Origin of the sequence: Novosphingobium huizhouense (assembly GCF_020179475.1) — a bacterium.
Taxonomy (GTDB): domain Bacteria; phylum Pseudomonadota; class Alphaproteobacteria; order Sphingomonadales; family Sphingomonadaceae; genus Novosphingobium; species Novosphingobium huizhouense.
The window spans coordinates 148,688-173,588 of sequence record NZ_JAILXZ010000004.1 but is presented as its reverse complement, the minus strand read 5'-3'; the positions used below and the strand labels follow the sequence as shown (position 1 = coordinate 173,588).

General features: G+C 66.0%; 21 protein-coding genes. 6 read left to right on the top strand and 15 right to left on the bottom strand.

What is annotated here, in order from left to right; all coding sequences use genetic code 11:
- Positions 1-30 precede the first annotated feature (30 nt).
- The 5 genes from K3A85_RS15965 to gmd are packed head-to-tail and all read right to left on the bottom strand — an operon-like array spanning position 31 to position 5,549.
- A complete protein-coding gene (locus K3A85_RS15965; RefSeq protein WP_225207526.1) occupies positions 31-1,272 on the bottom strand; it encodes a WcaI family glycosyltransferase in 1,242 nt (413 codons plus the stop codon).
- Positions 1,269-2,216 (bottom strand): GDP-L-fucose synthase, encoded by a 948-nt coding sequence (gene fcl, locus K3A85_RS15960; protein ID WP_225207525.1) that lies wholly within the window; start codon positions 2,214-2,216, stop codon positions 1,269-1,271. The genes K3A85_RS15965 and fcl overlap by 4 nt, the downstream gene beginning before the upstream one ends.
- Before the next feature lie 27 nt (positions 2,217-2,243).
- Positions 2,244-3,734 (bottom strand): lipopolysaccharide biosynthesis protein, encoded by a 1,491-nt coding sequence (locus tag K3A85_RS15955; RefSeq protein WP_225207524.1) that lies wholly within the window; start codon positions 3,732-3,734, stop codon positions 2,244-2,246.
- 55 nt (positions 3,735-3,789) lie between these two features.
- Complete coding sequence (locus tag K3A85_RS15950; protein WP_225207523.1) at positions 3,790-4,479, bottom strand: hypothetical protein; 690 nt, start codon at positions 4,477-4,479, stop codon at positions 3,790-3,792.
- The gene (gene gmd / locus K3A85_RS15945; protein ID WP_225207522.1) at positions 4,476-5,549 is read right to left on the bottom strand and encodes a GDP-mannose 4,6-dehydratase; all 1,074 of its coding nucleotides are present in this window, start codon (positions 5,547-5,549) and stop codon (positions 4,476-4,478) included. Before gmd ends, K3A85_RS15950 begins: the two co-directional genes overlap by 4 nt.
- A 476-nt stretch (positions 5,550-6,025) precedes the next feature.
- Here gmd and K3A85_RS18160 point away from each other — a divergent pair, with 476 nt between their 5' ends.
- Positions 6,026-6,568 (top strand): methyltransferase domain-containing protein, encoded by a 543-nt coding sequence (locus K3A85_RS18160; RefSeq protein WP_225207521.1) that lies wholly within the window; start codon positions 6,026-6,028, stop codon positions 6,566-6,568.
- A gap of 195 nt (positions 6,569-6,763) precedes the next feature.
- Here K3A85_RS18160 and K3A85_RS15935 read toward each other — a convergent pair whose 3' ends face one another.
- The 4 genes from K3A85_RS15935 to K3A85_RS15920 form a co-directional block, all read right to left on the bottom strand.
- Positions 6,764-7,330: an LptA/OstA family protein gene (locus K3A85_RS15935; RefSeq protein WP_225207520.1), complete on the bottom strand. Its 567-nt coding sequence runs from the start codon at positions 7,328-7,330 to the stop codon at positions 6,764-6,766.
- Positions 7,327-7,980, bottom strand: coding sequence for an LPS export ABC transporter periplasmic protein LptC (gene lptC / locus K3A85_RS15930; protein ID WP_225207519.1), 654 nt, complete (start codon positions 7,978-7,980; stop codon positions 7,327-7,329). The genes K3A85_RS15935 and lptC overlap by 4 nt, the downstream gene beginning before the upstream one ends.
- A 19-nt stretch (positions 7,981-7,999) precedes the next feature.
- Positions 8,000-8,617, bottom strand: a complete 618-nt coding sequence (locus K3A85_RS15925; protein ID WP_225207518.1) for a ribonuclease D — start codon at positions 8,615-8,617, stop codon at positions 8,000-8,002.
- 72 nt (positions 8,618-8,689) lie between these two features.
- Positions 8,690-9,994, bottom strand: coding sequence for a UDP-glucose dehydrogenase family protein (locus K3A85_RS15920; protein WP_225207517.1), 1,305 nt, complete (start codon positions 9,992-9,994; stop codon positions 8,690-8,692).
- Between the two features lie 138 nt (positions 9,995-10,132).
- Between K3A85_RS15920 and K3A85_RS15915 the strand changes: the two genes are divergently transcribed.
- Entirely contained in the window at positions 10,133-10,816 is a 684-nt protein-coding gene (locus K3A85_RS15915; protein WP_225207516.1) for a uracil-DNA glycosylase, read from the top strand.
- Between the two features lie 129 nt (positions 10,817-10,945).
- The gene (locus tag K3A85_RS15910; protein WP_225207515.1) at positions 10,946-11,596 is read left to right on the top strand and encodes an N-acetylmuramidase domain-containing protein; all 651 of its coding nucleotides are present in this window, start codon (positions 10,946-10,948) and stop codon (positions 11,594-11,596) included.
- A gap of 73 nt (positions 11,597-11,669) precedes the next feature.
- Here the strand turns inward: K3A85_RS15910 and K3A85_RS15905 are convergent, their stop codons facing one another.
- From K3A85_RS15905 to K3A85_RS15890, 4 genes are all read right to left on the bottom strand, one after another.
- Positions 11,670-13,103 carry a glutamate synthase subunit beta gene (locus K3A85_RS15905; protein ID WP_225207514.1) on the bottom strand — a complete coding sequence of 478 codons (1,434 nt, stop codon included), beginning with the start codon at positions 13,101-13,103 and terminating at the stop codon, positions 11,670-11,672.
- A 13-nt stretch (positions 13,104-13,116) separates the two neighbouring features.
- A complete protein-coding gene (gltB, locus tag K3A85_RS15900; RefSeq protein ID WP_225207513.1) occupies positions 13,117-17,757 on the bottom strand; it encodes a glutamate synthase large subunit in 4,641 nt (1,546 codons plus the stop codon).
- Positions 17,758-17,957: 200 nt separating this feature from the next.
- Positions 17,958-19,598: a hypothetical protein gene (locus K3A85_RS15895; protein ID WP_225207512.1), complete on the bottom strand. Its 1,641-nt coding sequence runs from the start codon at positions 19,596-19,598 to the stop codon at positions 17,958-17,960.
- Between the two features lie 14 nt (positions 19,599-19,612).
- Entirely contained in the window at positions 19,613-20,893 is a 1,281-nt protein-coding gene (locus K3A85_RS15890; RefSeq protein WP_225207511.1) for a TIGR04063 family PEP-CTERM/XrtA system glycosyltransferase, read from the bottom strand.
- A 90-nt stretch (positions 20,894-20,983) separates the two neighbouring features.
- Here K3A85_RS15890 and K3A85_RS15885 point away from each other — a divergent pair, with 90 nt between their 5' ends.
- The 3 genes from K3A85_RS15885 to K3A85_RS15875 all read left to right on the top strand — a co-directional run bounded on the left by K3A85_RS15885 (position 20,984) and on the right by K3A85_RS15875 (position 23,044).
- Positions 20,984-21,139 carry a hypothetical protein gene (locus tag K3A85_RS15885; protein ID WP_225207510.1) on the top strand — a complete coding sequence of 52 codons (156 nt, stop codon included), beginning with the start codon at positions 20,984-20,986 and terminating at the stop codon, positions 21,137-21,139.
- A gap of 3 nt (positions 21,140-21,142) precedes the next feature.
- Complete coding sequence (locus tag K3A85_RS15880) at positions 21,143-22,504, top strand: putative O-glycosylation ligase, exosortase A system-associated (protein ID WP_225207509.1); 1,362 nt, start codon at positions 21,143-21,145, stop codon at positions 22,502-22,504.
- A gap of 78 nt (positions 22,505-22,582) precedes the next feature.
- Positions 22,583-23,044 carry a MaoC family dehydratase gene (locus K3A85_RS15875; protein ID WP_225207508.1) on the top strand — a complete coding sequence of 154 codons (462 nt, stop codon included), beginning with the start codon at positions 22,583-22,585 and terminating at the stop codon, positions 23,042-23,044.
- Between the two features lie 7 nt (positions 23,045-23,051).
- Here the strand turns inward: K3A85_RS15875 and K3A85_RS15870 are convergent, their stop codons facing one another.
- Both K3A85_RS15870 and K3A85_RS15865 read right to left on the bottom strand, forming a co-directional pair.
- Positions 23,052-24,248: a zinc-dependent alcohol dehydrogenase gene (locus K3A85_RS15870; protein WP_225207507.1), complete on the bottom strand. Its 1,197-nt coding sequence runs from the start codon at positions 24,246-24,248 to the stop codon at positions 23,052-23,054.
- Positions 24,245-24,829, bottom strand: a complete 585-nt coding sequence (locus K3A85_RS15865) for an SRPBCC family protein (protein ID WP_225207506.1) — start codon at positions 24,827-24,829, stop codon at positions 24,245-24,247. Before K3A85_RS15865 ends, K3A85_RS15870 begins: the two co-directional genes overlap by 4 nt.
- Positions 24,830-24,901: the final 72 nt, after the last annotated feature.

The window sequence follows — 24,901 nt, the reverse complement described above, 5'->3', positions numbered from 1 at the left end:
CCTATTTGGTTATCTGTAGGAAAGTTGCCGCTATCGGAGAGTTCGAGCGGCTTGAGCAATGCCCTCGACCATTCGATCGAGCAAAGCGGATTTGCTCCAGCGCTCGAGCGAGCGCTGCCGTCCTTCATCGCCAAGCCGGCGGGCAACCTCGGGATTATCGATCAGGTAGACGACGGCCTCCGCCAAGGCGGGCGCATCGCCCGGGGGGGTAACCAAGCCGGCTCCCTCGACTTCCACCGCGATGCCGGTGCCAAGCGCTGCGGTCGCGACAACGGGACGACCCGATCCCAGCATATTCGCCAATTTGCTCGGCAGGACGAGGTCGGCGGCACCGGGAATCTGCGGCAACAGATGAACCGAGGCCAGTGCGAGCAGATCGCCGACCCGCTCGGTCGGCTGGAGATCGTGAAGCTGGACGTTGTCGAGCGTCTCGGCAAGGCGCGCCAAGTTCGCGCGATTCGGCCCCTCGCCACAGATGACAAAGACGATGTCGCGCCGATGCCGGACGAGGCGCGCTGCCTCGATGATGATTTCGATGCCCTGCTTATTGGCTATGTTTCCGGAGTAAAGAACGACCTGCCGGTCGGAAAGCCCCCACTGTGCGCGATAGTCGCACCCGGTCCCGGAAGGCTTGGCATAGGCCAGGTTGGCCCAGTTGCGCGCTTCGACGATCGCGTCTGGCGCTACACCTTTCAGCGCGAGTCTGGCGCACATCTGTGGACTGATGGTCGACACGCGGTCCGCCGAGCTCAGCAGCGTCCGCTCGAACCACTGCGCCAGTCGCAGCAGGGGACCGCCTCCGCCGACAAGCCCGGTCGCGACCGCCGCATCCACCTCGAAATCCTGGACATGTATCCACAGCTTGGCTCCGATCAGCCGGGCTGCGAACCATGCGACCGGTACCGAGAGCAGCGCTGGCGCAACGACGATCACGACTTGCGGGCGTTGGCGGAGCGCCGAGGAAACCATCGGCCCGAACGCGGCCCCCGCAAAGCTTGCCAGGTGCACAATGCGCCGCAGCCCGCTCGGGCGCCGGGGGACATAGTGTGGGCACCGGATAACCTCGACCCCGTTCTCCGAGCTGCGTTGCCAGAACGGGCCATAGCCGTCCGTACGCTTCCATTGTGGATAATAAGGGTGCCCGGCAACGACGGTGACCTCGTGCCCCGCCGCTGCGAGCGCCTCTGCAAGACCGGCCGTATAAGGACCGGTGCCTACGGGCTCAGGCGCATAATTGATCCCGAGCAGAAGGACCGGCGCCGCGCGTGTCACGCCCGGATTGCCCCGCTCTCGAGTCCTTCGAGAAACCAGCGGTACGCTCCCTCGACACCGTCCTCGAGCGAGATCGATGCGGTCCAGCCCATGCGCGCCAGCATGCCTCCGTCCATGAGCTTGCGCGGCGTTCCGTCGGGTTTCGACGTGTCCTTGGTAACCTCGCCTTCGAAACCCACGACACGGCAGACGAGTTCGGCAAGATCGGCGATGGCGATGTCGGTCCCGCTGCCCACGTTGACGTGGCTCTCCCCGGAATAGGTCTTGAGGAGGAAGACGCAGGCATCTGCCAGATCGTCCACGTGCAGAAATTCGCGGCGCGGGGTGCCGGTACCCCAGATCTCGACCGAAGGTCGCCCCGCCAGTTTCGCTTCGTGCGCCTTGCGGATCAACGCAGGCAGGACGTGGCTTCCAGAAAGATCGAAATTGTCCCCCGGCCCATACAGGTTCGTCGGCATGGCGCTGATGTAATCAAGGCCGTACTGCCGACGATAAGCCTGGCAAAGCTTGATTCCTGCGATCTTTGCGATCGCGTACCATTCATTGGTCGGCTCGAGCGGCCCGGTCAGGAGCGAATCCTCCACGATCGGCTGGGTCGCGAACTTGGGATAGATGCAGGAAGAACCGAGGAAAAGCAGCCGTTCGACGCCGGCCTGCCGGGCCGCCTCGATGACATTCGCCTCGATCATCAGATTGTCGTAGAGGAACTCGGCCGGATAGGTGTCGTTGGCGAGGATGCCGCCGACCTTGGCGGCGGCCAGCACGACGACATCGGGCCGGTTTTGCGCGAACCAGTCTCCCACTGCCCTCTGTTCGCGCAAGTCGGTCGACCGCTCCGAGGTGAGGACTTCACAGTTTTCGTCCGCCAGCCTCCGGACGATCGCGGACCCGACCATGCCGCGATGACCCGCAACGTAGATGCGCCTGTTTTCGAGACTATGCATTCGGAACTCCATCAGTTCGCCGCGCCGTCAGCGCAGCGCCCCTCTAAGCCTGGTCAGAATGTTGCGTTGTACAGGGTCGAACCAGAATCTGCCCGCGGCGAACAAGCCCACGGCCAGCGGCAGGCCCAACCGGACGGTCCAGGCGGGTGCTTCAGGGCTGCGGGCGAGCCAGGTGCCACAGCCGAGCACGGCCAGCAATACCACCAGGTCGGGCAACCGCTGCATCGGCACCAGCAGCCGGAAGGCAATGCCATACTCGCGGTGGAACATCACGACGACGAAAAAGCTGCCCACCGAAAGCGCCAGTGCGCCTGCCGCGAGTACGCCGTAAGAACCAAACATCGGTCCCAGAAGCAACCCCAGCACAATGACCAGACTGCCGACCAGCAGATGCGTCGCCACAATCCATCGCATCTGCCCGAGCGCCATGTAGATGAGGTAGGCTGGCGGATTGATAGTGTTAAGAAGCCAAGCAAGACACTGCACAAAAGTGACTGCCAGCAGCACTTGGTCATAGTGCCCCTTCCAAACGATCAATGCCATCGGCAGCGTGGCGAACACAATGGAAAAATAAGGGACGATTACCGGATAAAGCACAGCGAGTGCATCGAAGTAGATCTTCCTGATCTCCTCCGGGCCGAGCCCAGCCCGCCCCGCTCTCGCTGCGACGTAGGGCACGAGCGCGTTATACGCCGCGACGATCAGCGATCTGGCCTGCAACGCGACCCTATTGGCAATATCGTAGTATCCCGTGATGGCGAGCCCGCCGAAGTGGTTGAGCAGCACCTTCAAGACCGGATCGAACAACAGCTGCGCAAAGCTCGATAACTGCACGCTGCCCCCATAAGTCAGCACTTCCTTGAGGCGCGGCACGTGCCAGGACAAGTAGGCGGACAACGGCTGGCGCAGTTGCAGGACAAGGCCGATACTTCCGGCGACGAAGATAAATCCGGCCTGCGCCAATTGCACGACCCCAAGTCCGAGCAGGCCGAACCTGGGCAGAACCACATAAGTCATCACGAGTTGGATGACGCTGGACGCCATCTGCAATCCGACCCTGACGTCCATTCGCTGGCATCCGTCGAGACCGCTCATGAAGATGTTCGCGGTCGTACCCACGACCAACGAGCCGAGCGCGGCCGGCAGCAGCGTCTCGACCCCCGCGTGCAGCGCCAGCGGCGTTGTGCTGAGCAGGTAGCGAAGCAGGAACGGATAAGCGGCCAGAGCCACGAGTCCGACCGCCACAGACACGACAGTCAAAGCCATGCCGATCGTGCTGGCTGCCATCGGGCGATCGTCGCAACCCACGTCCGCGGCAACGAAACGCAGCACACCGTTCCCGACACCCAACTCGCTCAGGCGCGCAACGGCTGTCGTGCCGACTACCAGCGACCACAAGCCGATCTCCTGCACCGACAGGAAATCCATCAGCAGTCGATAGGTTACGAATAGCGAGCCCGCCGAAACGATGACCTGGGCCACACCCGAGGCCGCGTTCCGGGCCAGTGTTGAGCTCATTCCGTTGCTCCACAGCCGGGGAGCCTGGATGGTGCAGCAGGCTTAGTGCACTTCGTCATGCGTAGGTGATCCACACCGTTTGCCATGCCGCGCAGGAAAGCGCGGAGCGGGAAATACGGCCGCCAGGGCACCGAGATCTAGTCCAGCCGATGGAGAAGGTGGTCACCGGCGCAATAGCCTCGGCGCGATCCCGGCCTAGCAGAGCGCACCCCAAAGAGTGTGGAACCTTGATTTCACCGATCTCTTGGCACGCCATCCTGCTGTTGCGTTGTCCGTGTACCACGCGATACAGTTTGCCCACCAGCCGAAGCAGGGCTCGCTTCGTACGCAAAGCGAACCCTGCGATCCAACGCGGGACTGCCTGAAGTTTGAGCAGAATCACGCCGAAGTTCGGCAGGTGCTCGGACGAGATGTTGAGCAAGACCGGCCATTCCTCCCCTCTGCGTCCATCTTCGGGAGCAGGTCGCCCTCTTTCGATCCCAACTCGCACTGCGATGCGCCCGATGCCGTCCGGCCTCAGTTCGTCCCCGTCACCATCGCTTCCGAACCTGCGCAGTTCCACGCTCGTCAGCATAGGAAGAAGCAGCAACAGCAACTTCACGGCTCGCGCGCCGTCGACACGACTATGGACGAAGTAGGTCTGGTCTGGGACGGGTAAGATGAAGGGGTCCTTGAGCATCAATCCGCCGTCCGCCCACTTCGATGGAACACCCGGCGCGCACTGCGCGCCGGGCGGCTTGATCACGCGTCCTTGGCGATCGGCGCGCTCTTCATCGTTTCCAAGTCGGCCAGCACCATGTCCCGCGCCAGTTCGCGAGCCGACATTTCGTGCGTCCAGCCCAGCTTTTCCTTCGCCTTGGCCGGATCGCCGATCAGCAGGTCCACCTCGGTCGGGCGGAAGTAGCGCGGGTCGATCTCGACAAGGCACTTGCCCGTCTTCGCGCAATACCCCTTCTCGTCGACACCCTCGCCCCTGAACTCGACGGTGATGCCGGCGTCCTCGAATGCCCAGCGAACGAATTCCCGCACCTCGGTGGTTTCACCGGTCGCGAGGACGTAGTCGTCTGGCTGTTCCTGCTGCAGCATGAGCCACATGCCGCGGACATATTCCCGGGCATGGCCCCAGTCGCGCTTGGCATCGAGGTTGCCGAGGTAAAGCCGATCCTGGCGTCCCAACGCAATTGCCGCCGCGGCCCGCGTGATCTTGCGGGTCACGAACGTCTCGCCGCGGAGCGGACTTTCGTGATTGAAGAGAATGCCGTTCGAGGCGTGGATACCATAGGCCTCGCGGTAATTGACCACGATCCAGTAGCCGTAGAGTTTGGCAACGCCATAGGGCGAGCGCGGGTAGAACGGCGTAGTTTCGCGCTGCGGCACTTCCTGCACGAGACCGTAAAGCTCGGACGTCGAGGCCTGGTAGAACTTCGTCTTCTTCTCGAGCCCGAGGATGCGGATGGCCTCGAGCAGACGCAGCGTGCCGATGGCATCGGCATTTGCGGTATACTCGGGCGTCTCGAACGAGACCTGTACGTGGCTTTGCGCCGCGAGGTTGTAGATTTCGTCCGGCTGAATCTGCTGGACGATGCGGATCAGGTTGGTCGAATCGGTCAGGTCGCCATAGTGCAGGTGGAAACGCTGGTGCTCCACATGCGGGTCTTCGTAGATGTCCTCGATACGACCGGTATTGAACGACGACGACCGGCGCTTGACCCCGTGGACAACATAGCCCTTTTCCAGCAGCAACCGGGAAAGATAAGCCCCGTCCTGCCCGGTGACACCCGTGATCAACGCAACTTTTCCGACGCCTTCCGACATGCTTCCGCCTTCGCTAAGGGTTTTGTGCAGTTGCGAAGTGATCTAGCTGTCATTTGCTTCAGCGCAAGCAAAATGTCGCCTCACCGTGGGTCACAAATCGCTGCAAAATCTTAAAATTATCATTGCGACTGCGAAATGGAGGTGCAATATCGCCGCAGTATCCTTTCGCCTTTGCGCACCCCCGGTCCAGTAGACCAATTCGCGAACGTTCGCAAAAATCCCTGCAAATCAATGACTTGATTTACCGCTAGGCGGAATCTTGCGCGCGAGTGCGCTGATAAGAAACGCGAGCAAGCCGGGCAAGCCCGGAACGGCTGCCATCGGTAGAAGAACGAACCGCACGCGCTTGCTGCGCGGCCGGTAAGGCGCAAAGACGTCGCAGGGGCCAGCGCGAGTGGCTTTGCGGCGAGCAGGCCATCGGCCCGCGCAGCCACCGGAGCCTGCTGCGCGGCAATCATATCGGCTCGCACTCGACCGTGCTTTACGACAGCGTCCGCTGCCTGCCCCGACCGCTTGCGGCACGCCTGCGCGCCCTGCGTCACCGCGCGCTTCTGGCCGATACCGGGCGGATCGACTTCGGCGACCTCGCCCGGGTCCGCCCGGTAAGCCACGGCTACGGCTTCAGCCGGGGCACGCCGGTGGACCGCTTCTACATCGAGCGCTTCCTCGCCCGCCACGCTGCCGACATCCGCGGGCGCGTGCTCGAGGTTGCGGATTCGCGTTACTGTCGCGAATTCGGGCGCGATGTCGAGCGCCAGGACGTGCTCAACGCGATCCCCTCTCCCGAAGCGACGATATTCGGTGGTCTCGGCAATCCCGGCACCCTGCCCGACGATGCGTTCGATTGCACCGTCATCACCCAGACGCTGCAATACGTGTTCGACCTGCAGGCCGCCGTCCGTCAGATCGGACGAAGCCTCAAGCCGAACGGCGTTGCCCTGGCCACCGTCCCGGCGATCTCGCCGGTCGTCATGCCGACTGGCAAGGTACTGGCTGTTCACTCGCCACTCGACCCCTAAGCTTCTCGGGGAAGCGTTCGGCCCCGGCAATGTCGAGATCGACGTCTGCGGCAATGCCTTCGCCGCAACGTGCTTCCACCAGGGCATCGTCCAGGCGGACATCGGGCACGGTTGGCTCGATTAAAACGACCCGACCTTCCGGTCTGCATCACCATCCGGGCGCGCAAGCAACCCGCTGCCGCCGGGTGTAGCCGGTCAGGACTTCTTGGGGACGCTGAAGCTTCCGGTCACCCGCCCGCCACCGGCCGGGCCCGCGCCGCTTGCGCCGCTCCGCCCGTCGACGCTCGATATGCCGGTGTTGAGGTCGATCACCAGCCGCCCGCCGCTCAGCGTGTCACCCGCCCGCCGCAGCGCGACGTTGCCGACCATGGTGATGATCTTGCGGTTGAAATCGTAGACCGCCGCATCGCCGCTCGCGCGCTCGTCGCGGCGCGTGACGACCACTCCGCCGGTCGCATCGATGCGCTGGATCTTGAGGTCGCCGGCGTCGGTGTAGGCCACGGTCGTGCGCGCTGCCTTCAAGCGAAGCTCGTCCTGCGTGATGTCGACGTTCCCGCTCAATACCACGCGCTTCTGCTTGTCCTGCAGCTCGATGCGGTCGGCGGCGTAGTTGACCGGCGAGTTGGAATTGTGCGCCGCGATCGCCTGCGCCGACAGCTGCCCCGCGCCCGCGACGGCGATCGCCGTCGCAGCAAAGCCGAACGCTGCCAGGCGCAAGGGGCGGGTGAAGCCGTGCTTCTCGATCATGTCGGGTATCGTCATCGCGGTGTAGGACTTTTCATCTTGCCCGGCTCCATCCGCAGGCGGGCATTGCCGACAAGCGTGACGGTGCGCTGCTCGAGATCGGCGCTTATCCTGTCGGCTGTGAATGTGCCAGCCGGAATGCGGCCGTCGACCCGCCCGCGACTGACCATGCGCTTGGCGTTGATGTCGATGTCGCTGCCCTCGGTCACCAGCCGATAGCCGTCCGAGGTCTGGAAATTCACCGGCCCATCGACCGCGATGGTCTGGTGCGCGAAGTTGTAGCCGCCGGTGTTGGCGGTGAGAATCGCCGGTCCGTTGTCGAGCATGACCCGCGCGGTGACGTCGCGCATCTGGACCACGTCGTCGGCGGCCGAATGCTGGATCGCGTTGCCCGCGGTGACCGAGAAATTGCGCCCGTCGTTGTCCTGCCCGCGGTACATCGCGCTGACCACCTTCAGGCGGTCCTGGACGACGGCGACCTTGTTGCGGTCGAGCAGGAAGCTGATCTCCCCGCGCGGGCTGAGCGGCGCGAGGATCATCACGGCGAGCAGCGCGCCGATGAGGAGCGGCAGGCCGCGCGCGGCGATCCGGACGATGCGGTCGTGCACGCCTCCGGGCGCTGCGAAGATGCGCCGGCGCGAACGGACCTGGTCAGCCCTGGCGGTCATCCCCGTCGCCGGAGCCGGACTATTCGTGGCTGAAGATATCGCGATCGGCCCAGCCGGCGATATCGAGCAGCGCGCGCGAAGGAAGGAAATCGAAGCACGCCTGGGCAATCGCGGTGCGGCCCTCGCGTTCCAGCCGCTCGGCCAGGATCGTCTGCATCGCGTGCAGGTAGCGCACGTCGGAAGCCGCATAGTCCTGCTGTGCATCGCTCAGCACCGGGCCGCCCCAGTCGCTCGACTGCTGCTGCTTGGAGATCTCCTTGCCGAGCAGTTCGCGCACCAGATCCTTGAGGCCGTGCCGGTCGGTATAGGTCCGCACCAGCTTGCTCGCGATCTTGGTGCAGAACACGGGCGTCGCCATCACCCCGAGGTAGTGCTGGATGGCGGCGAGATCGAAGCGCGCGAAGTGGAACAGCTTCACCCGCGCGGGGTCTGCGAGCACCGCCTTGAGCTGCGGCGCATCGTAGGTGCTCCCGACGCCGAAGCGCACGAGATGTTCGTCCCCCCGGCCATCGGAAATCTGCACCAGGCACAAGCGGTCGCGCGTGGTGACCAGACCCATCGTCTCGGTATCGACGGCAACGGCCCCCGGCGCGAGGCAATCGGCGGGCAGGTCTTCTTCGTGGAGGTAAACAGCCATCCCCGGCACTTAAGCCCTGACGACGGCCTCGGCAAGGGACGCTTGCCGACGGCCTCGCCCGGTTGCCCGCCCTCAGGGGCGTCCGACGCTCGAGTAGGTGAACCCCGCCGCGCGAACTTCGGCCGGATTGAACACGTTGCGCAAGTCGACCAGCACCTTGCCCTTGACCAGCTGCCCGACGCGATCGAGGTCGATGCCGCGGAAGGCGTCCCACTCGGTGACCAGGACCACCGCGTCGGCCCCGGTCACCGCGTCGTAGGTGCCCGTCGCCATGGCGACGTCGGGCAGCATCGGCGCCGCGATCTCCATGCCTTCGGGATCGTAGGCGACAACCTCCGCGCCAGCATCCTGCAGCGCCTGCACGATGGCAATGGACGGGGCATCGCGCATGTCGTCGGTGTTGGGCTTGAAGGTCAGGCCGAGCAGGGCGATACGCTTGCCGCGCGCTTCGCCGCCCAGCGCTTCGATCACCTTGCGACCCATCGCGCGCTTGCGCGAATCGTTCACGTGAACGACCGCCTCGACGATCCTTACCGGGCTGTTGTAGTCCTCGGCGGTCTTCAGCAGCGCGAGCGTGTCCTTGGGGAAGCACGAGCCGCCATAGCCGGGCCCGGCGTGCAGGAACTTCGCGCCGATCCGCCCGTCGAGGCCGATGCCGCGCGCCACGTCCTGGACGTCTCCGCCGACCTTCTCGCACAAGTCGGCCATCTCGTTGATGAAGGTGATCTTGGTCGCCAGGAAGGCGTTCGCAGCATACTTGATCAGTTCCGAGCTGCGGCGGCTGGTGAACAGGATCGGCGCCTTGTTGAGGAACAGCGGGCGATAGACTTCGCTCATCACGCTGCGCGCCCAATCGTCCTCCGCGCCGATGACGATGCGGTCGGGCCTCTTGAAGTCGCCGATCGCGGCGCCTTCGCGCAGGAACTCCGGGTTGGAGACCACCGCGAACTGCGTGGTCGTGCCCGAATCGCGGATGATCCGCTCGACCTCGTCGCCGGTGCCGACCGGGACGGTCGACTTGGTCACGACGACGGCGGGGGTGCGCAGGTTGTCGGCCACTTCCTGCGCCACGGCATAGACGTAGCTGAGATCGGCGTGGCCGTCCCCGCGGCGCGACGGCGTGCCCACCGCGATGAAGATGGCCTGCGCCCCTTCGATCGCGCTGGCAAGGTCGGTCGAGAACGAAAGGCGCCCCGCCTTGACATTGGAGCCGACGAGTTCGGCGAGCCCAGGCTCGAAGATCGGCATGATGCCCTGGTGGAGCCGTTCGATCTTGCCCGCATCCTTGTCGATGCACACGACGTCATGCCCGAAATCGGCAAGGCAAGCCCCGGATACGAGGCCGACATAGCCCGACCCAACCATCGCGATCTTCATTCGCAGTCCCTCGGCTGATGCTGTGCGGCACGCGCCGCCGGAAAGTTTCTTCGCAGCGCAGCATTAGGGATTGTTCAGAAGCGGAGCAACCCTGCGAGGATTGCACCGGCCACACCTGCAGCGCTACCGCGCAAAGCGATGGCAGCGATATCCGTTCCCGAACCCTGGCGCGAAACGCTCGCTCCGCTCCTCGACGCGACGGCGCTGGAACGCATTTCCGCCTTCCTCGCTCGCGAGGAACGGGCTGGCAAGCTCGTCTATCCGCCGCCGGCCGAGCGCCTCTCGGCGTTGGCTCTGACCCCACCCGAAGCGGTCAGAGCGGTGATTCTGGGGCAGGATCCCTATCACGGGGCTGGGCAGGCGCATGGCCTTGCGTTTTCCGTCCGGCACGGCGTGAAGGCGCCGCCGAGCCTGGTCAACATCCACAAGGAGCTGGCTGCGGACCTCGCCTTGCCGCGGCCCGCGCACGGCAATCTCGAAGGCTGGGCACGGCAGGGGGTCCTGCTGCTCAACAACGCCCTGACGGTAGAGGCAGGCCGGCCGGGCTCCCATCAGAAACGCGGGTGGGAGGAAATCACCGACGCGATCGTTGCTGCGGTTGCGAAGGCGCCGGCCCCCAGCGTCTTCCTGCTCTGGGGCAGTCATGCCCAGAAGAAGGGCGCGCGCATCGCGGAACTGGGGGGCGGGCACCATCTCGTGCTGCGCGCGCCCCATCCCAGTCCGCTGTCAGCCCATGCAGGCTGGTTCGGATCGCGCCATTTCAGCCAGGCCAATGCCTTTCTCGAAAGCCATGGCCGCGGCACGATCGACTGGCGGATCTGACAGAACGAAAAAAGACATCGCCCGATCAATTACTTCCGGGATTGATTACCGCGAAGAAGAACAACGCCTTTACGCTTTGCGGATTCGGGATCATTCTTCGTCTCGACTTGGAGTCGAGGGGAGATACCCATGAACATCGTCGATCTGCAGAAGGCCGTGGGAGCCAAGCCCGACGGCATCTGGGGTGAGAAGTCACGCGCCGCGCTGATCAGCGCCTTCACCAACCCGCACCCGGCAAAACTTTCGGCCGACGAAGCGCAGAAGGTGGCGGACAGGCTGGGCGTTTCGGTCAAGCAACTCGCCGCCGTCGCCGCGGTGGAGGCCGGCGGTGCGGGCTTCGATGCTTCGGGGAAGCCGAAGATCCTGTTCGAACGACACAAGTTCCACACCTTCACCGGCGGCAGGTACTCGGTCAGCACCTTCAGCAATCCCTTGTCGGGGGGCTACGAAACCAGCAGCTGGGACAAGCTGGTCGGCGCCATCGTCACCGGTTCGGTCGATGCGGCGTTCATGTCCTGCTCGTGGGGCAAGTTTCAGGTAATGGGCGAGTATTGGGCGGCCTTCCATTACGATTCGCCCTTCGCGCTGGCCTTCTCGACCGTCGCATCGGAAGCCACCCATTACGAGCTTCTGTGCCGCTACATCGAGCACAACCATCTTCAGGACGAAATGAAGGCGATCTCGTCCGACCCCGAGACCTGCAGGGCCTTTGCCAAGGGGTACAATGGCGGGAAATACGAAAAGTACGCCTACCATACCAAGCTCGCCGCGCACATGTGAGCGTCGATCCGGGACGACAGGACGGGGAGCGCGCCGAGGCGCGGCTCCCCTCTCGTGCCTGCGCGTCAGCGCGTCAGCGCGGCAGTTCCGACACGCCCATCAGCGCCTCGTCGACCGCGCGGGCGCACTGGCGACCTTCGCGGATCGCCCAGACCACCAAGCTCTGGCCGCGGCGCATGTCGCCGCAGGCGAAGACGTTATCGACGCTGGTCTTGTAGTCGACGACGTTCCCCTTGACGTTTCCGCGCGGATCGAGCTCGACGCCTGCCTGCTCGAGCAGGCCCTGCTTGCGCGGGCCGACGAAGCCCATCGCGAGCAGGATCAGGTCCGCCTGCAGCGTGAACTCGCTGCCGGGCACTTCCTGCATCTTGCCATCGATCCATTCGACGCGGACGCATTCGAGGCCCGACACGTCGTTCTCGCCGACGACGCGCTTGGTCAGCACGGCGAATTCGCGCTCGCATCCTTCCTCGTGGCTCGACGAGGTGCGCAGCTTGAGCGGCCAGTTCGGCCAGCTCAGCGCCTTGTCCTCCTTTTCGGGCGGCTTGGGCATGATCTCGAGCTGGGTGACCGAGAGCGCGCCCTGCCGGTTCGAAGTGCCGACGCAGTCAGACCCGGTGTCGCCGCCGCCGATCACCACGACATGCTTGCCGGTGGCGAGCAGCGAGCCGCGCGGCGCGGCGCGCAGTTCGTCGTCGCCGGCGTTGCGCTTGTTCTGCTGGGTCAGGAACTCCATCGCCATGCGCACGCTCGGCAGCTCGGCGCCCGGAATGGCGAGCCCGCGCGGATCCTCGGCGCCGCCCGCCAGCACCACCGCGTCGAAGTTTTCCTGCAGGCTGCCGAACGAGACGGTGACGCCCACTTCGGTGCTGGTGCGGAACTGGACGCCTTCGGCTTCCATCTGCATCGCGCGCCGGTTGATCAGGTGCTTTTCCATCTTGAAGTCGGGAATGCCGTAACGCAGCAGCCCGCCGAGACGGTCGTTCTTCTCGAACACCGTGACCGAGTGCCCAGCGCGCGCCAGTTGCTGCGCCGCGGCAAGGCCGGCCGGACCCGAGCCGACCACGGCCACGGACTTGCCCGTCTTCTTCGCCGGAACCTGCGGTGCGATCCAGCCTTCCTTCCAGCCCTTGTCGACGATCGCGCATTCGATCGACTTGATCGTGACCGGCTGGTCGATGATGTTGAGCGTGCAGGCCGCCTCGCACGGGGCGGGGCAGATCCGCCCAGTGAATTCCGGGAAGTTGTTGGTCGAATGGAGATTGTCGAGCGCCTCGCGCCAGTCGTTCTCATAGACCAGGTGGTTCCAGTCGGGGATCTGGTTGTTCACCGGACAGCCGTTGTGGCAGTACGGAATGCCGCAGTTCATGCAGCGCGAGGCCTGGCCCTTCAGCCCTGCTTCGTCGTGGGGCACGATGAATTCGCGGTAGTGCTTGAGACGCTCGGCCGGAGCGTCGTAGCTCCGGTCCTTGCGGTCGAGTTCGAGAAAGCCGGTTGCCTTGCCCATTGGTATCTAATCCTTATTCCGCCGCGACCGAGGCGGCAGCGAGGCGCTCGGCCTCCATCTGGCGAAGCGCGCGCGCATAGTCGCGCGGCATGACCTTGACGAAACGCGGCAGTTCCTCGGCCCAGTTGTCGAGGATGGCGCGCGCCCGCTTGCTGCCGGTGTGGAGCAGGTGGCGCTCGACCAGCACGCGCAGGCGCTCGGCATCATGACGCAGCATGTCGCCCATGCCGTAGTCGTTGACGTCGACCCCACGTTGCTGCGGACGGCCAGTCCCCTCGTCCTCGTCGCGCTCGGCCGAAACCGGCAGCAGGTCGACCATCGCCGGGTTGACGAGCTGTGCGAAGGTGCCGTCGACGTCGTAGACGTAGGCGACGCCGCCCGACATGCCGGCCGCGAAGTTGCGCCCGGTCTTGCCGAGCACGGCGACGACACCGCCGGTCATGTACTCGCAGCCGTGGTCACCGGTGCCTTCGACCACTGCGACGGCGCCCGAGTTGCGCACCGCGAAGCGTTCGCCGGCAACGCCATTGAAGTAGGCCTCACCCGCGATCGCGCCGTAGAGTACGGTGTTGCCGACGATGATGTTGTCGGCGGCCTCGCGCTCGACGTGCGCCGGCGGACGCACGATCACCCGACCGCCCGACAGACCCTTGCCGACATAGTCATTGGCGTCGCCGACGAGGTCGAGCGTGACGCCATGCGCGAGGAACGCGCCGAACGACTGCCCGGCCACGCCCTTGAACGAGATGGCGATGGTGTTGTCCGGCAGGCCGCGGTGGCCATAACGGCGCGCCACCTCGCCCGAGAGCATGGCGCCGACGGTGCGGTTGACGTTGATCACGCTGCGCTCGATGCGCACCGCCTCGCCGTTGTCGAGCGCAGGCTTGGCCGCCGCGATCAGGTCGTTGTCGAGCGCGGCTTCGAGCCCGTGATCCTGCCGGCCGCTCCAGTTGAGCGTCGTGCCGGCGACCGGCTCGACCTTGTGCAGCAGCTTCGACAGGTCGATGCCCTGCGCCTTCCAGTGCGTGACCGCCTTCTTGACGTCGAGCCGGTCGACCCGGCCGACCATTTCGGCGACCGTGCGGAAGCCCATCTCGGCCATGATCGCCCGCAGCTCTTCGGCGACGAAGAAGAAGTAGTTGATCACGTGCTCGGGCTGGCCGGTGAAGCGGGCGCGCAGGACGGGGTCCTGGGTCGCGACGCCCACCGGGCAGGTGTTGAGATGGCACTTGCGCATCATGATGCACCCAGCCGCGATCAGCGGCGCGGTGGCAAAGCCGAACTCGTCGGCGCCGAGCAACGCGGCGACGGCGACGTCACGACCCGTGCGCAGGCCGCCATCGGCCTGCACGCATATGCGCGAGCGCAGGTTGTTGAGCAGCAGCGTCTGCTGGGTTTCGGCAAGACCGATTTCCCACGGGCTGCCCGCGTGCGTCAGCGAGGTCAGCGGCGATGCGCCGGTGCCGCCTTCGTAGCCCGAGATCGTCACGTGGTCCGCGCGTGCCTTCGATACGCCGGCGGCCACGGTGCCGACGCCCACTTCGGACACCAGCTTGACCGAGATGCGCGCTGCCGTGTTCACGTTCTTGAGATCGTGAATGAGCTGCGCGAGGTCCTCGATCGAATAGATGTCGTGGTGCGGCGGCGGGCTGATCAGGCCGACGCCGGGGGTCGAGTGCCGGGTCTTGCCGATGGTCTTGTCAACCTTGTCACCCGGCAGCTGGCCACCTTCGCCGGGCTTTGCGCCCTGCGCCATCTTGATCTGCACGTCGTCGGCATTGACCAAGTATTCCGCGGTCACGCCGAAGCGTCCCGAGGCCACCTGCTTGATCGCCGAGCGCATCGAATCGCCGTTGGCGAGCGGCGTGAAACGCGCCGGATCCTCGCCGCCTTCACCGGTATTCGACTTGCCGCCGATGCGGTTCATCGCCAGCGCCAGCGTGGTGTGAGCTTCCCAGCTGATCGAGCCGTAGCTCATCGCGCCGGTGGCGAAGCGCTTGACGATCTCGCTCGCCGGCTCGACCTCGTCGATCGAGATCGGCTGGTCGGCCTTCTTGAGCTCCATCAGACCGCGGATCGTCAGCATCCGCTCCGACTGCTCGTTGATGCTTTCGGCGAATTCCTTGTACTTTTCAGGAATGTTGCCGCGCACCGCGTGCTGCAGGTTGGCGATGTTGCCCGCGGTCCAGGCGTGTTCCTCGCCGCGCAGGCGCAGCTGGTACATGCCGCCCACGTCGAGCATCTTCCGGTAGATCGGGTTATCGCCATAGGCCGCCGCGTGGCGACGCACGGTTTCCTCGGCGATCTCGGCGAGGCCGACGCCCTCGATGGTCGTGGCCGTGCCGGTGAAGTACTTCTCGACGAAGGCGGTCGAGAGGCCCACCGCGTCGAAGATCTGCGCGCCGCAGTACGACTGGTAGGTGGAGATGCCCATCTTGGACATCACCTTGAGGATCCCCTTGCCGATCGCCTTGATGTAGTTCTTCTGCACGTCCTTGGTCGAGAGCGGCAGCTCCTTGTCGACGCGGATGGCTTCGAGCGTCTCGAACGCGAGGTAGGGGTTGATCGCCTCGGCGCCGTACCCTGCGAGCACGCAGAAGTGGTGCACCTCACGCGCCTCGCCAGTCTCGACCACCAGGCCGGTCTGCATGCGCAGGCCCTGGCGGACGAGATGGTGGTGCACCGCCGCCGTCGCCAGCAGCGCCGGCATCGGGATGCGGCTTTCGCACTGCGACCGGTCGGACAGGATCAGGATGTTCTTGTCCGCCAGCACGGCTTCCGTCGCCGCCCAGCACATTTCCTTGACCGCCTGTTCGAGCCCCGCAGCGCCGCTCGCGGCGTCCCACGTGGTGTCGATCGTCGCGGTGCGGAACGCGCCGTCGAGCGCGGCCTCGACCGAGCGGATCTTGGCGACGTCCTCGTTGGTCAGGATCGGCTGGTCGACCTCGAGCCGCTTGTGCGTGCCGGCATCGTGGCCGAGCAGATTCGGGCGCGGCCCGATCATGCTGACGAGGCTCATCACCAGCTCCTCGCGGATCGGGTCGATCGGCGGGTTGGTGACCTGCGCGAAGTTCTGCTTGAAGTAGTCGTAGAGCAGGCGCGAGCGCTTCGACAGCACCGCGATGGGCGTGTCGGTGCCCATCGAGCCGATCGGATCGTCGCCGTTGATCGCCATCGGCTCGAGGAACTTGGTGACGTCCTCCTGCGTGTACCCGAAGGCCTGCTGGCGATCGAGCAGCGAGGTCGTCTCGACCGGCAGCGCGGCAAGCTCGGGCTCGATCACGGCGAGTTCCTTGAGCTTGTACTGCGCGGCCTCCAGCCATTCCTCGTAAGGCTCGGCATTGGCGAGTTCGGCCTTGATCTCCTCGTCCTCGACGATCCGGCCCTTCTCCATGTCGATCAGCAGCATGCGGCCCGGCTGGAGCCGCCACTTGCGCACGATGTCCTCTTCGCGGAACGGCAGGACGCCGCTTTCCGAAGCCATGCAGATCAGATCGTCGCGCGTGATCGAGAAGCGCGCGGGCCGCAGGCCGTTGCGGTCGAGCGTGGCGCCGATCTGTCGGCCATCGGTGAACGCGACCGCCGCCGGGCCGTCCCAGGGCTCCATCAGCGCGGCGTGATACTCGTAGAACGCGCGGCGCGACGGGCTCATCAGCGGGTTGCCGGCCCAGGCTTCGGGGATCAGCATCATCACCGCGTGCGCCAGCGAGTAGCCGCCCGCGAGCAACAGCTCGAGCGCGTTGTCGAGGCTGGCGGTGTCCGACTGGCCGTGCGGGATCAGCGGCCACATCTTGTCGAGATCGGGGCCGAGCAGCTCCGACTCCATCGTGCGCCGGCGGGCGTTCATCCAGTTGACGTTGCCGCGGACGGTGTTGATCTCGCCGTTGTGGGCAACGAAGCGGAACGGGTGCGCCAGCTTCCAGCTCGGGAAGGTATTGGTCGAGAACCGCTGGTGGACGAGGCCCAGCGCCGAAACGCAGTCAGGATCGCGAAGGTCGTCGTAGAAGCCGCCGACCTGGGTCGCCAGCAGCAGCCCCTTGTAGACGATCGTGCGCGACGAGAAGCTCGGCATGTAGAGCTGCTTCACGCCCGGCAGGCCGAACTTTTCGGCCATCGCCGCGAGCGGGTTCTGGGTCTGCTTGCGGATCGCTAGCAGCTTGCGCTCGAACGCGTCCTGATCGGGCGTCGAAGCGCCGCGCGCGATGATGCACTGGCGGATCACCGGCATCTGCTCGATCACTGTCTTGCCGAGGCCATCGATCGTGGTCGGTACATCGCGCCAGCCGACCAGTTCCTGGCCCTCCTTGGCGATGAACTTCTCGAAGAACTCGATGACGAAGTTCCGGCTCGGCTCGTCCTGGGGCAGGAAGCACATCGCCACGGCATAGTCGCCCGGCGCCGGGAGCTGCTTTCCTTCGGCCGCCGCCCACTTGCGGAACAGCGCGTCGGGCAGCTGGATCAGGATGCCCGCGCCATCGCCAAGCAGCGGGTCGGCGCCCACCGCGCCGCGGTGGTCGAGATTTCGCAGAATCTCGAGGGCCTGGTCGATGATCGCGTGGCTTTTGACGCCTTTGATATGGGCAATGAAGCCCACACCGCACGCATCGTGCTCGTTACGCGGATCGTACAGGCCCTGAACCGGCGGAAATCCCATCTCGAAGCTGTTCCTACATCCATAAAGTGGAAACGTCGCGCGAATCACGCCCCGTTCAGAGAGCGAAAGTTGCGCGAAGCTCCCCCATGACTGCAGGAATGTTATTTTGCAACCGCGAGCGGCATTTCCCCGCCTTTGGGGTAACGGCAAATACGGATGCGCGCCCCGCAAGCGGGACGAAATGCACCAGTTGCGCGCCGTCAGGCCCGCGCCGTCATCCGCTGCAACGTCGCCAGCGCCGCCTTCAGCGCGCGCTCGGTCTCCTCGGCCGAGGCGGGATCGCCGGCCGGACCATCCGCTTCGGGCAGCATCTCGTGCTCCGCTTCGACCGCGCGGGGACCGTGCTGCCCCGGGAGAACCACGACCGGCGCGATATCGGCCGCCACCGGTGAAGCGGAGGCCGGGATGAACTCCTGCCGCACCGGGGCCTGGAGCGAGCTGGCAGCCATCCGTTCGGCGGGCTCGGCGGCCTCGACGCGCGCGCCGTCGGGTCGGACCGATCCGAGAAAGCGCGGGACGACCACGTCCTCTTCCTCGTCGAGCTCGCCCTCGTCTTCGGCGACGGCGCTGCGCCAGCGAGGCGAAAGCGCGCGCAGCGGCGAGCGCATCGACCCGCCGTCGCTTGCGCCGAACAGCCGCGGCATCGGGCGCAGGGGCGCCGGTTCGAGCTCGGCAATGTCAGGCTCTGCGGCGTCGCTCTGGAGCACGTCCTCGTCCGAGGCGTCGATCGTCGCGACGAAGGTTTGCGGCAAGCCGCCGGCCGGAAGGTCAGCGCCCGGCGCTCCGACGCCGTGTACAACGGCGATGTGCGCCGCCTCTGCGGCGTCGACCGGGACGGGAACGAAGACCTGGAGCCGGTCGGCCGGCGCGGCCATCGCCGCCTCGGGCTCGGCTGCCGAGACGCCACGGGGCGGTACCGGCGCACCCTCGCCGCCGGTCGTGGAAGCCCTTGTGCGGCGGGAGGTTTCGATTGCCAGGGCGAGGCGCTCGACCAGTTGCACGATCCCCATCGATTCGAGAGGCTCGCCGGCGAGCACCGCACGGCCGGCGCGAGCGCCGAGCGGAGGCATCGCGAAGATCGGCGGCTTGTTCGTGGAGCCTTCAACCTCTGCAGCGACCTCTGCAGCGATCTGGGCAGGACGCTCGCCGGCATCGTGCGGCTCCGCCTGCACCGGCGTGGCCGCGCGAATTTCGTCCTCGGCGTCTTCGCGGGGATGCAGCGCGACGACCGGCTCATCGGCGAGATCGTCCGGATCGACTTCGCTCCATTCGGCCTCGCACCATTCCGCCTCGCTCCACGCGTCATCGTCGTGCGCGGCCTCCGCCTCGGGACCTGCAAGGTCGGCGGAAGGAAGCTCGGCGGCAGTGTCGCGTGCGGCATCGAGCGCCAGCGCCTCGCTGAGATCGAAGGGCTTGCGCGGCGGCGCGTCGGGATGCGCATCGAAGGCGCGCACCGCCACCGGCTCCTCGTCCGCCACCAGCGCGGCCTCGGCCTCGTCCTCGAACGCCCGGCGCGCCGCAGCGGCGGTGCGCCGACGGGGCGCCGGAGCGACATCGCGCGGTCGCAGGCGGAGCGCGATCGCCACGCCCGCAAGCACGCCCAGTCCCGCCATTCCCACTGCGATCAGCAGGCGGGCGGTCAACCCCAGCGGCGGCGCCGCGGCAGGCAGCAGCGATGGGACGTGGGCCGCTGCCAGCACCCGCTCGATCAATGCGGAAGGGACCGCGAAGCTGCCGAGGCCGAGAAGGGCCGCGAGCCAGAGCGCGACGAGCACCGGAAACAGCGGATGGGCCGTCAGCGGGGCTCGGGTCGCTCTGGCGTTGGTGTGGCTGCGGCTCATAATCCCCCGACGTCTCAGGTCATGCTCGATTCGCGAAGCGGAAGCTCTCGTCCTGACGTCGAGATTGCCGCGACTTCAGCATCTTGTCCTAACGCAATCTGGTAAACGGTGCGATAACGCGCAACGTTGCGCGCCCAATCGTGGGCGGTCCGGACGAAGGCAAGCGCGCGCTCGCGCCGCACCGGCCAGACATCGCGCCGCTGCAACAGATCGACCAGCGCCGCCGCCAGCGCCGCCGGGTCGTCCGGGGCGAACAGCGTTCCCGTGACGCCGTCCTCGATCAGCTCGCGATGGCCCCCGACACTGCTCGCCGCCACCAGCTTGCGCTGCGCCATCGCCTCGAGCGGCTTGAGCGGCGTGACCAGTTCGGTCAGTCGCATCGCCTTGCGCGGATAGCAGGCCACGTCGACCAGCGCGTAATAGCGTTCGACTTCGTGGTGCGGAACGCGATCGACGAAATGGATCGCGCCGGCCGCACCCGATGCCGCTGCGAGCGCCCGCACCGCTTCGGCGGCCGGACCGCCGCCGACGAGCAGCAGGCGCGCCTGCGGAACCGCCGCGAGGATCGCGGGCATGGCGGCGACGAGGTCGTCGAGGCCCTCGTAGGGATAGAAGCTGCCGACAAAGCCGATCACCGGCCCGTCGCCGAGACCGAGCGCCTCGGCCAGCGCGGGATCGCGCGGTGGCGGATCACCGAACAGGCCGAGATCGACGCCATTGGGCATGACCGAGAGTTTCCCCGGGGGAACCCCGCGCGAGACGAGATCGGCGCGCAGGCCCTCGCAGATCGTCACCACCGCACCGGCGCGCGCGACCGCCCGGTCCTCGAGCGCACGCGTGAGACGGTACTTCAACGAGCCTTCGCGGCCGGTCAGATTGCCGACCGCCGCATCCTCCCAGAACGCGCGGATCTCGTAGACCAGCGGGATCCGCAGGACACGCGCAGCGTGCGCCGCGGCGAGTCCGCACAGCGCCGGCGAATGGGCATGGAGCAGGTCCGCGCCGAACTCGCGCGCCACCGCGACGATGTGCTCGCCCAGCGCGCGCACTTCATCCAGCTCGCGCAGCAGCGGCAGGCCCTGCGGCAGGCCCTGCGTGCGATGGAACCGGATGCCGTCGACCTCCTCCACCGGCGGCGGATTGCGCTCGCCCGTCTCGACATTGTGACGGCGCCCGGTTACCCCCTCGACCACCAGCCCGAGCCGCTGCTGCGCCTTGAGAATCGCGCGGGTACGGAAGGTGTACCCGCTGTGCAGCGGCAGGCCGTGGTCGAGAACGTGGAGCACACGGGTCATGCGGGATCCGATGCCAAGAAAGGCCTTAATGGGCCGTCAACCTCGATCCATTATGCGCAGGCCCGCCAGTCTGTCGCAAGGGCCGAGACGATGATCGACATTTTCACCGTCCTGCTGCCCCATGCGCTGATGGGCCTTGCCGTGTGGCGCCTGCTCCACCGCGACGATCTCGACGAGGACCCCGCGCTGCCGCGCCAGACCATCGCCTGGCGCCGTGCCCACCGCGCGGACCGGCGCGAGCGCTAGCGCGTGCTCAATCTGTTCCTCACCGCCTTCGTCAGCGCCTTCCTGCTCGCCGGCGTGCGCCGCCCGTTCCTGTTCGTGCTGGCCTATGCCTACATCGACATCGTCGCCCCGCAGAAGGTCACCTGGGGCTTCCTGCAAAGCGTGCCCATCTCGCTGATCGCGTTCTGCTGCGCGTTCGGCGCCTGGATGGTGGCGGAGGACAAGAACGGCATCCGCCTGTCGCCGCGCCAGTTCGTGCTGCTGTTGCTGCTGATCTATTGCGGGCTGACCACCCGGACCGCCGATTTCCCGGTCGAGGCGGCCGACAAGTGGGGCTGGGTGTGGAAGGCGCTGGTCTTCGCGCTGTTCCTGCCGCTGACCTTGCGCACGCGGCTGCGGATCGAGGCGCTGGCGCTGGTCATGGTGCTGTCGGTTTCGGTGATCGTGATCGGCGGCGGGATCAAGACGCTCGCCTCGGGCGGCGGCTACGGCGAGCTCAAGCTGCTGGTGAACGACAACACCGGGCTCTACGAAGGCTCGATCATCTCGACCGTGGCGATCTGCGTGATCCCGCTGGCGCTGTGGCTGATGCAGCACGGCACGATCTTCAGGCCCGGCTGGCTGGTCCGCGGCTATGCCCTGGCGCTGTGCTTCGCCTGCGTGCTGATGCCGGTCGGAACGCAGGCGCGCACCGGGCTCGTGTGCTTCGGCGTGCTGCTGGTGATGATGCTGCGGAGCACCAGGCGACGGCTGCTCTACGTCTCGCTGCTGGGCGCTGGCGCGATGATCGCGCTGCCGCTGCTCCCCTCGAGCTTCAACGAGCGGATGAGCACGATCAAGAACCACAAGGCCGACCAGTCGGCCTCGACCCGCGTCGCGGTATGGAAGTGGACGATCGAGTTCGCCAAGGACCACCCCTTCGGCGGCGGCTTCGATGCGTTCCGCCAGAACGCGGTCTCCTACGACACCGAAAAGGCCGACTACGCCGGCGAGAACAACGCGGTGATCGAGACCGAGCGGATCGAGGAGCGCGGCCGCGCCTATCATTCGAGCTACTTCGAGATGCTCGGCGAACAGGGCTATCCCGGCCTTGGCCTGTGGCTGCTGCTGCACCTGATGGGGGTGCTGCACATGGAGGTGATCCGCCGCCAGTACGCCAAGGACCCGCCCGAGGGCTTTGCCTGGGTCACGCCGCTCGCCGATGCCCTGCAACAGGCGCAGATCGTCTACCTCGTCGGCGGCGCCTTCGTCGGGATCGCGTTCCAGCCCTTCTGCTACATGCTGGTCGGGCTGCAGTGCGGGCTGTCGGCCTATATCGGACGCGTGCGCCGCGCCGCGCCGATGCCGTTCCGGCCGGCGCGCCGATCGGAGCCTGCCACGACTTAACCGGCCGGTTAAGCAATCACTTGCCGGTGAGCCCGCGAGCCGCCATGACTGTCGCCAAAGCAGAACATGGAGAGCGACATGACCAAGTTCATTCCTGCAGCCGAGATCAAGGCCCGCGTGGGCGAGGTGGTCGGAACGTCAAGCTGGGTCGAGGTGACGCAGGAGCGCATCAACCAGTTCGCCGAGGCGACCGGGGACTTCCAGTTCATCCACGTCGATCCCGAGCGCGCCAAGGACACCCCGTTCGGCGGCACGATAGCCCACGGCTTCCTCACGCTGTCGCTGATCCCGCTGCTGACGATGGAGAGCGACTGCCCGCGCCCAGAGGGGGTGAAGATGGGCGTCAATTACGGGGGCAACAAGACGCGCTTCCTATCGCCGGTGCGCTCGGGCAAGCGCATCCGCGGGGTGTTCAAGCTGCTCGAGCTCGACGAGAAGCGCCCCGGCCAGTGGCAGCAGACGATGGAGATCACGGTCGAGATCGAAGGGCAGGACAAGCCTGCCCTGATCTGCGAGTGGATCACCCAGTTCTTCGTCTGAGCGCCGGTCAGGCGGCCGTGGTCGCCGCCATCCCGGGCTTGAGCACGATCTTGGTGTAGGTGTCCTGCTCTTCCTTGAAGTGCTTGTAGCCTTCGGGTCCCTCGTCGAGCCCCATGCGGTGGCTGATGAGGAAGGTCGAATCGATCTTCCCCTCGGCGATCGCGGTGTACAGCGGGCGCAGGTACTTGTGGACGTGGGTCTGCCCGGTCTTGAGCGTCAACCCCTTCTCCATGAACGCGCCCAGCGGAAACTTGTCGACAAAGCCCGCATAGACGCCGGGCATCGATACCCGCCCGCCCTTGCGCGTCGCCATGATCGCCTGGCGGATCACGTGGGGGCGATCGGTCGCCATGAAGGTCGATACCTTGATCTGGTCCCAGATGTTGTCGGCGAAGGCACCGTGCGATTCGAGCCCGACGCAGTCGATGGTGGCGTCGGGACCGATGCCGCCGGTCATGTCCCACAGCGCTTCGTAGATCTTGCTCTGTTCGTAGTTGAGCACTTCGGCGCCGAACTGCTTGGCCAGCGCCAGGCGGTGGGGGAAGTGGTCGATCGCGATCACCCGCTCGGCGCCCATCAGGAAGGCCGACTGCACCGCGAATAACCCGACCGGTCCGCAGCCCCACACCGCGACCGTGTCGCCGGGTTCAATCTCGGCATTCTCGGCCGCCATCCAGCCGGTCGGCAGGATGTCGCTAAGGAACAGAACCTTGTCGTCCTCGATGCTGTCGTCGGGGATGACCAACGGTCCGAAGTCGGAGAACGGCACGCGGACATATTCCGCCTGCCCGCCCGAATATCCGCCGGTCATGTGGCTGTAGCCGAAGATCCCGCTCATCGGCATGCCCATGCCTTCGCGGCCGATGTCCTGCGTGTCCGCCGGGTTGGCGTTCTCGCAGCCCGAGTACTGCTGCTTCGAGCAGTGGTAACAGCTGCCGCAGGCGATCGGGAACGGAACGACCACGCGCTGGCCCACCTTGAGCGTGGACTTCGGCCCGATCTCGACGACTTCGCCCATGAATTCATGGCCGAGCACGTCGCCCTTCTCCATCGTCGGCACATAGCCGTCGTAGAGGTGCAGGTCCGAACCGCAGATCGCGGTCGAGGTCACCCGGATGATCGCATCGCGCGGATTGAGGATTTCAGGATCGTCGACGCTGTCGAGACGGACGTCGTGCTTGCCGTGCCAGGTAATCGCCTTCATGCCTGCTTCTCCGCCTGGGACTCGTCGCCGTAGCGCTCTTCGTGGATGCGCCGATTGCGTGCGGACGTCGCGAGCTCGCCGGTTTCGAGGAATTGCTTGAGCCGGTGCAGGTCGCGCCGGGTCTGAATTCGCGGCTCGCGCTGGAACAGCTTGGCGATCAGCTGGCCGATGGCGCCGCCGGGAGGATCGTAGGCGATGACCGCGCGGACCACCGTGCCGCGCGGACCGGCATCGCGGAACTCGACCTTGCCGCTGTTGGCGACCTGGGCCCCTTCCTCCGATTGCCAGGTGAGTTCTTCGCCGGGCACGTCGTGGGTGATGACCGACACCCAGCAGACGTCCTTGCCGCCCGGACCCTTGACCGTCCAGCGCGAGCGCCGGTCGTCGATCCGCTCGATTGCGGCGACGTTCTCCATCACCTGCACGAGGTTGGTCGGGTCGCGCCAGAAGGCGTAGACGTCATCGGGATCGCGATTGATCGTCACCGCCTCGGCGAGCAGCGCGCGATCCGAATCGAGATCCTTGGCGGCGGTAACCGGAGCGTCGTCGCGCTCCGGCATGAACTGTTCCTGCTGCCCCATCGGCGCACTCCTTGGCTGTCACAGCCGGAAGCGCCGCGCGCGATTGCAGTTCCTCGCCAAGGCGCCCCGCAC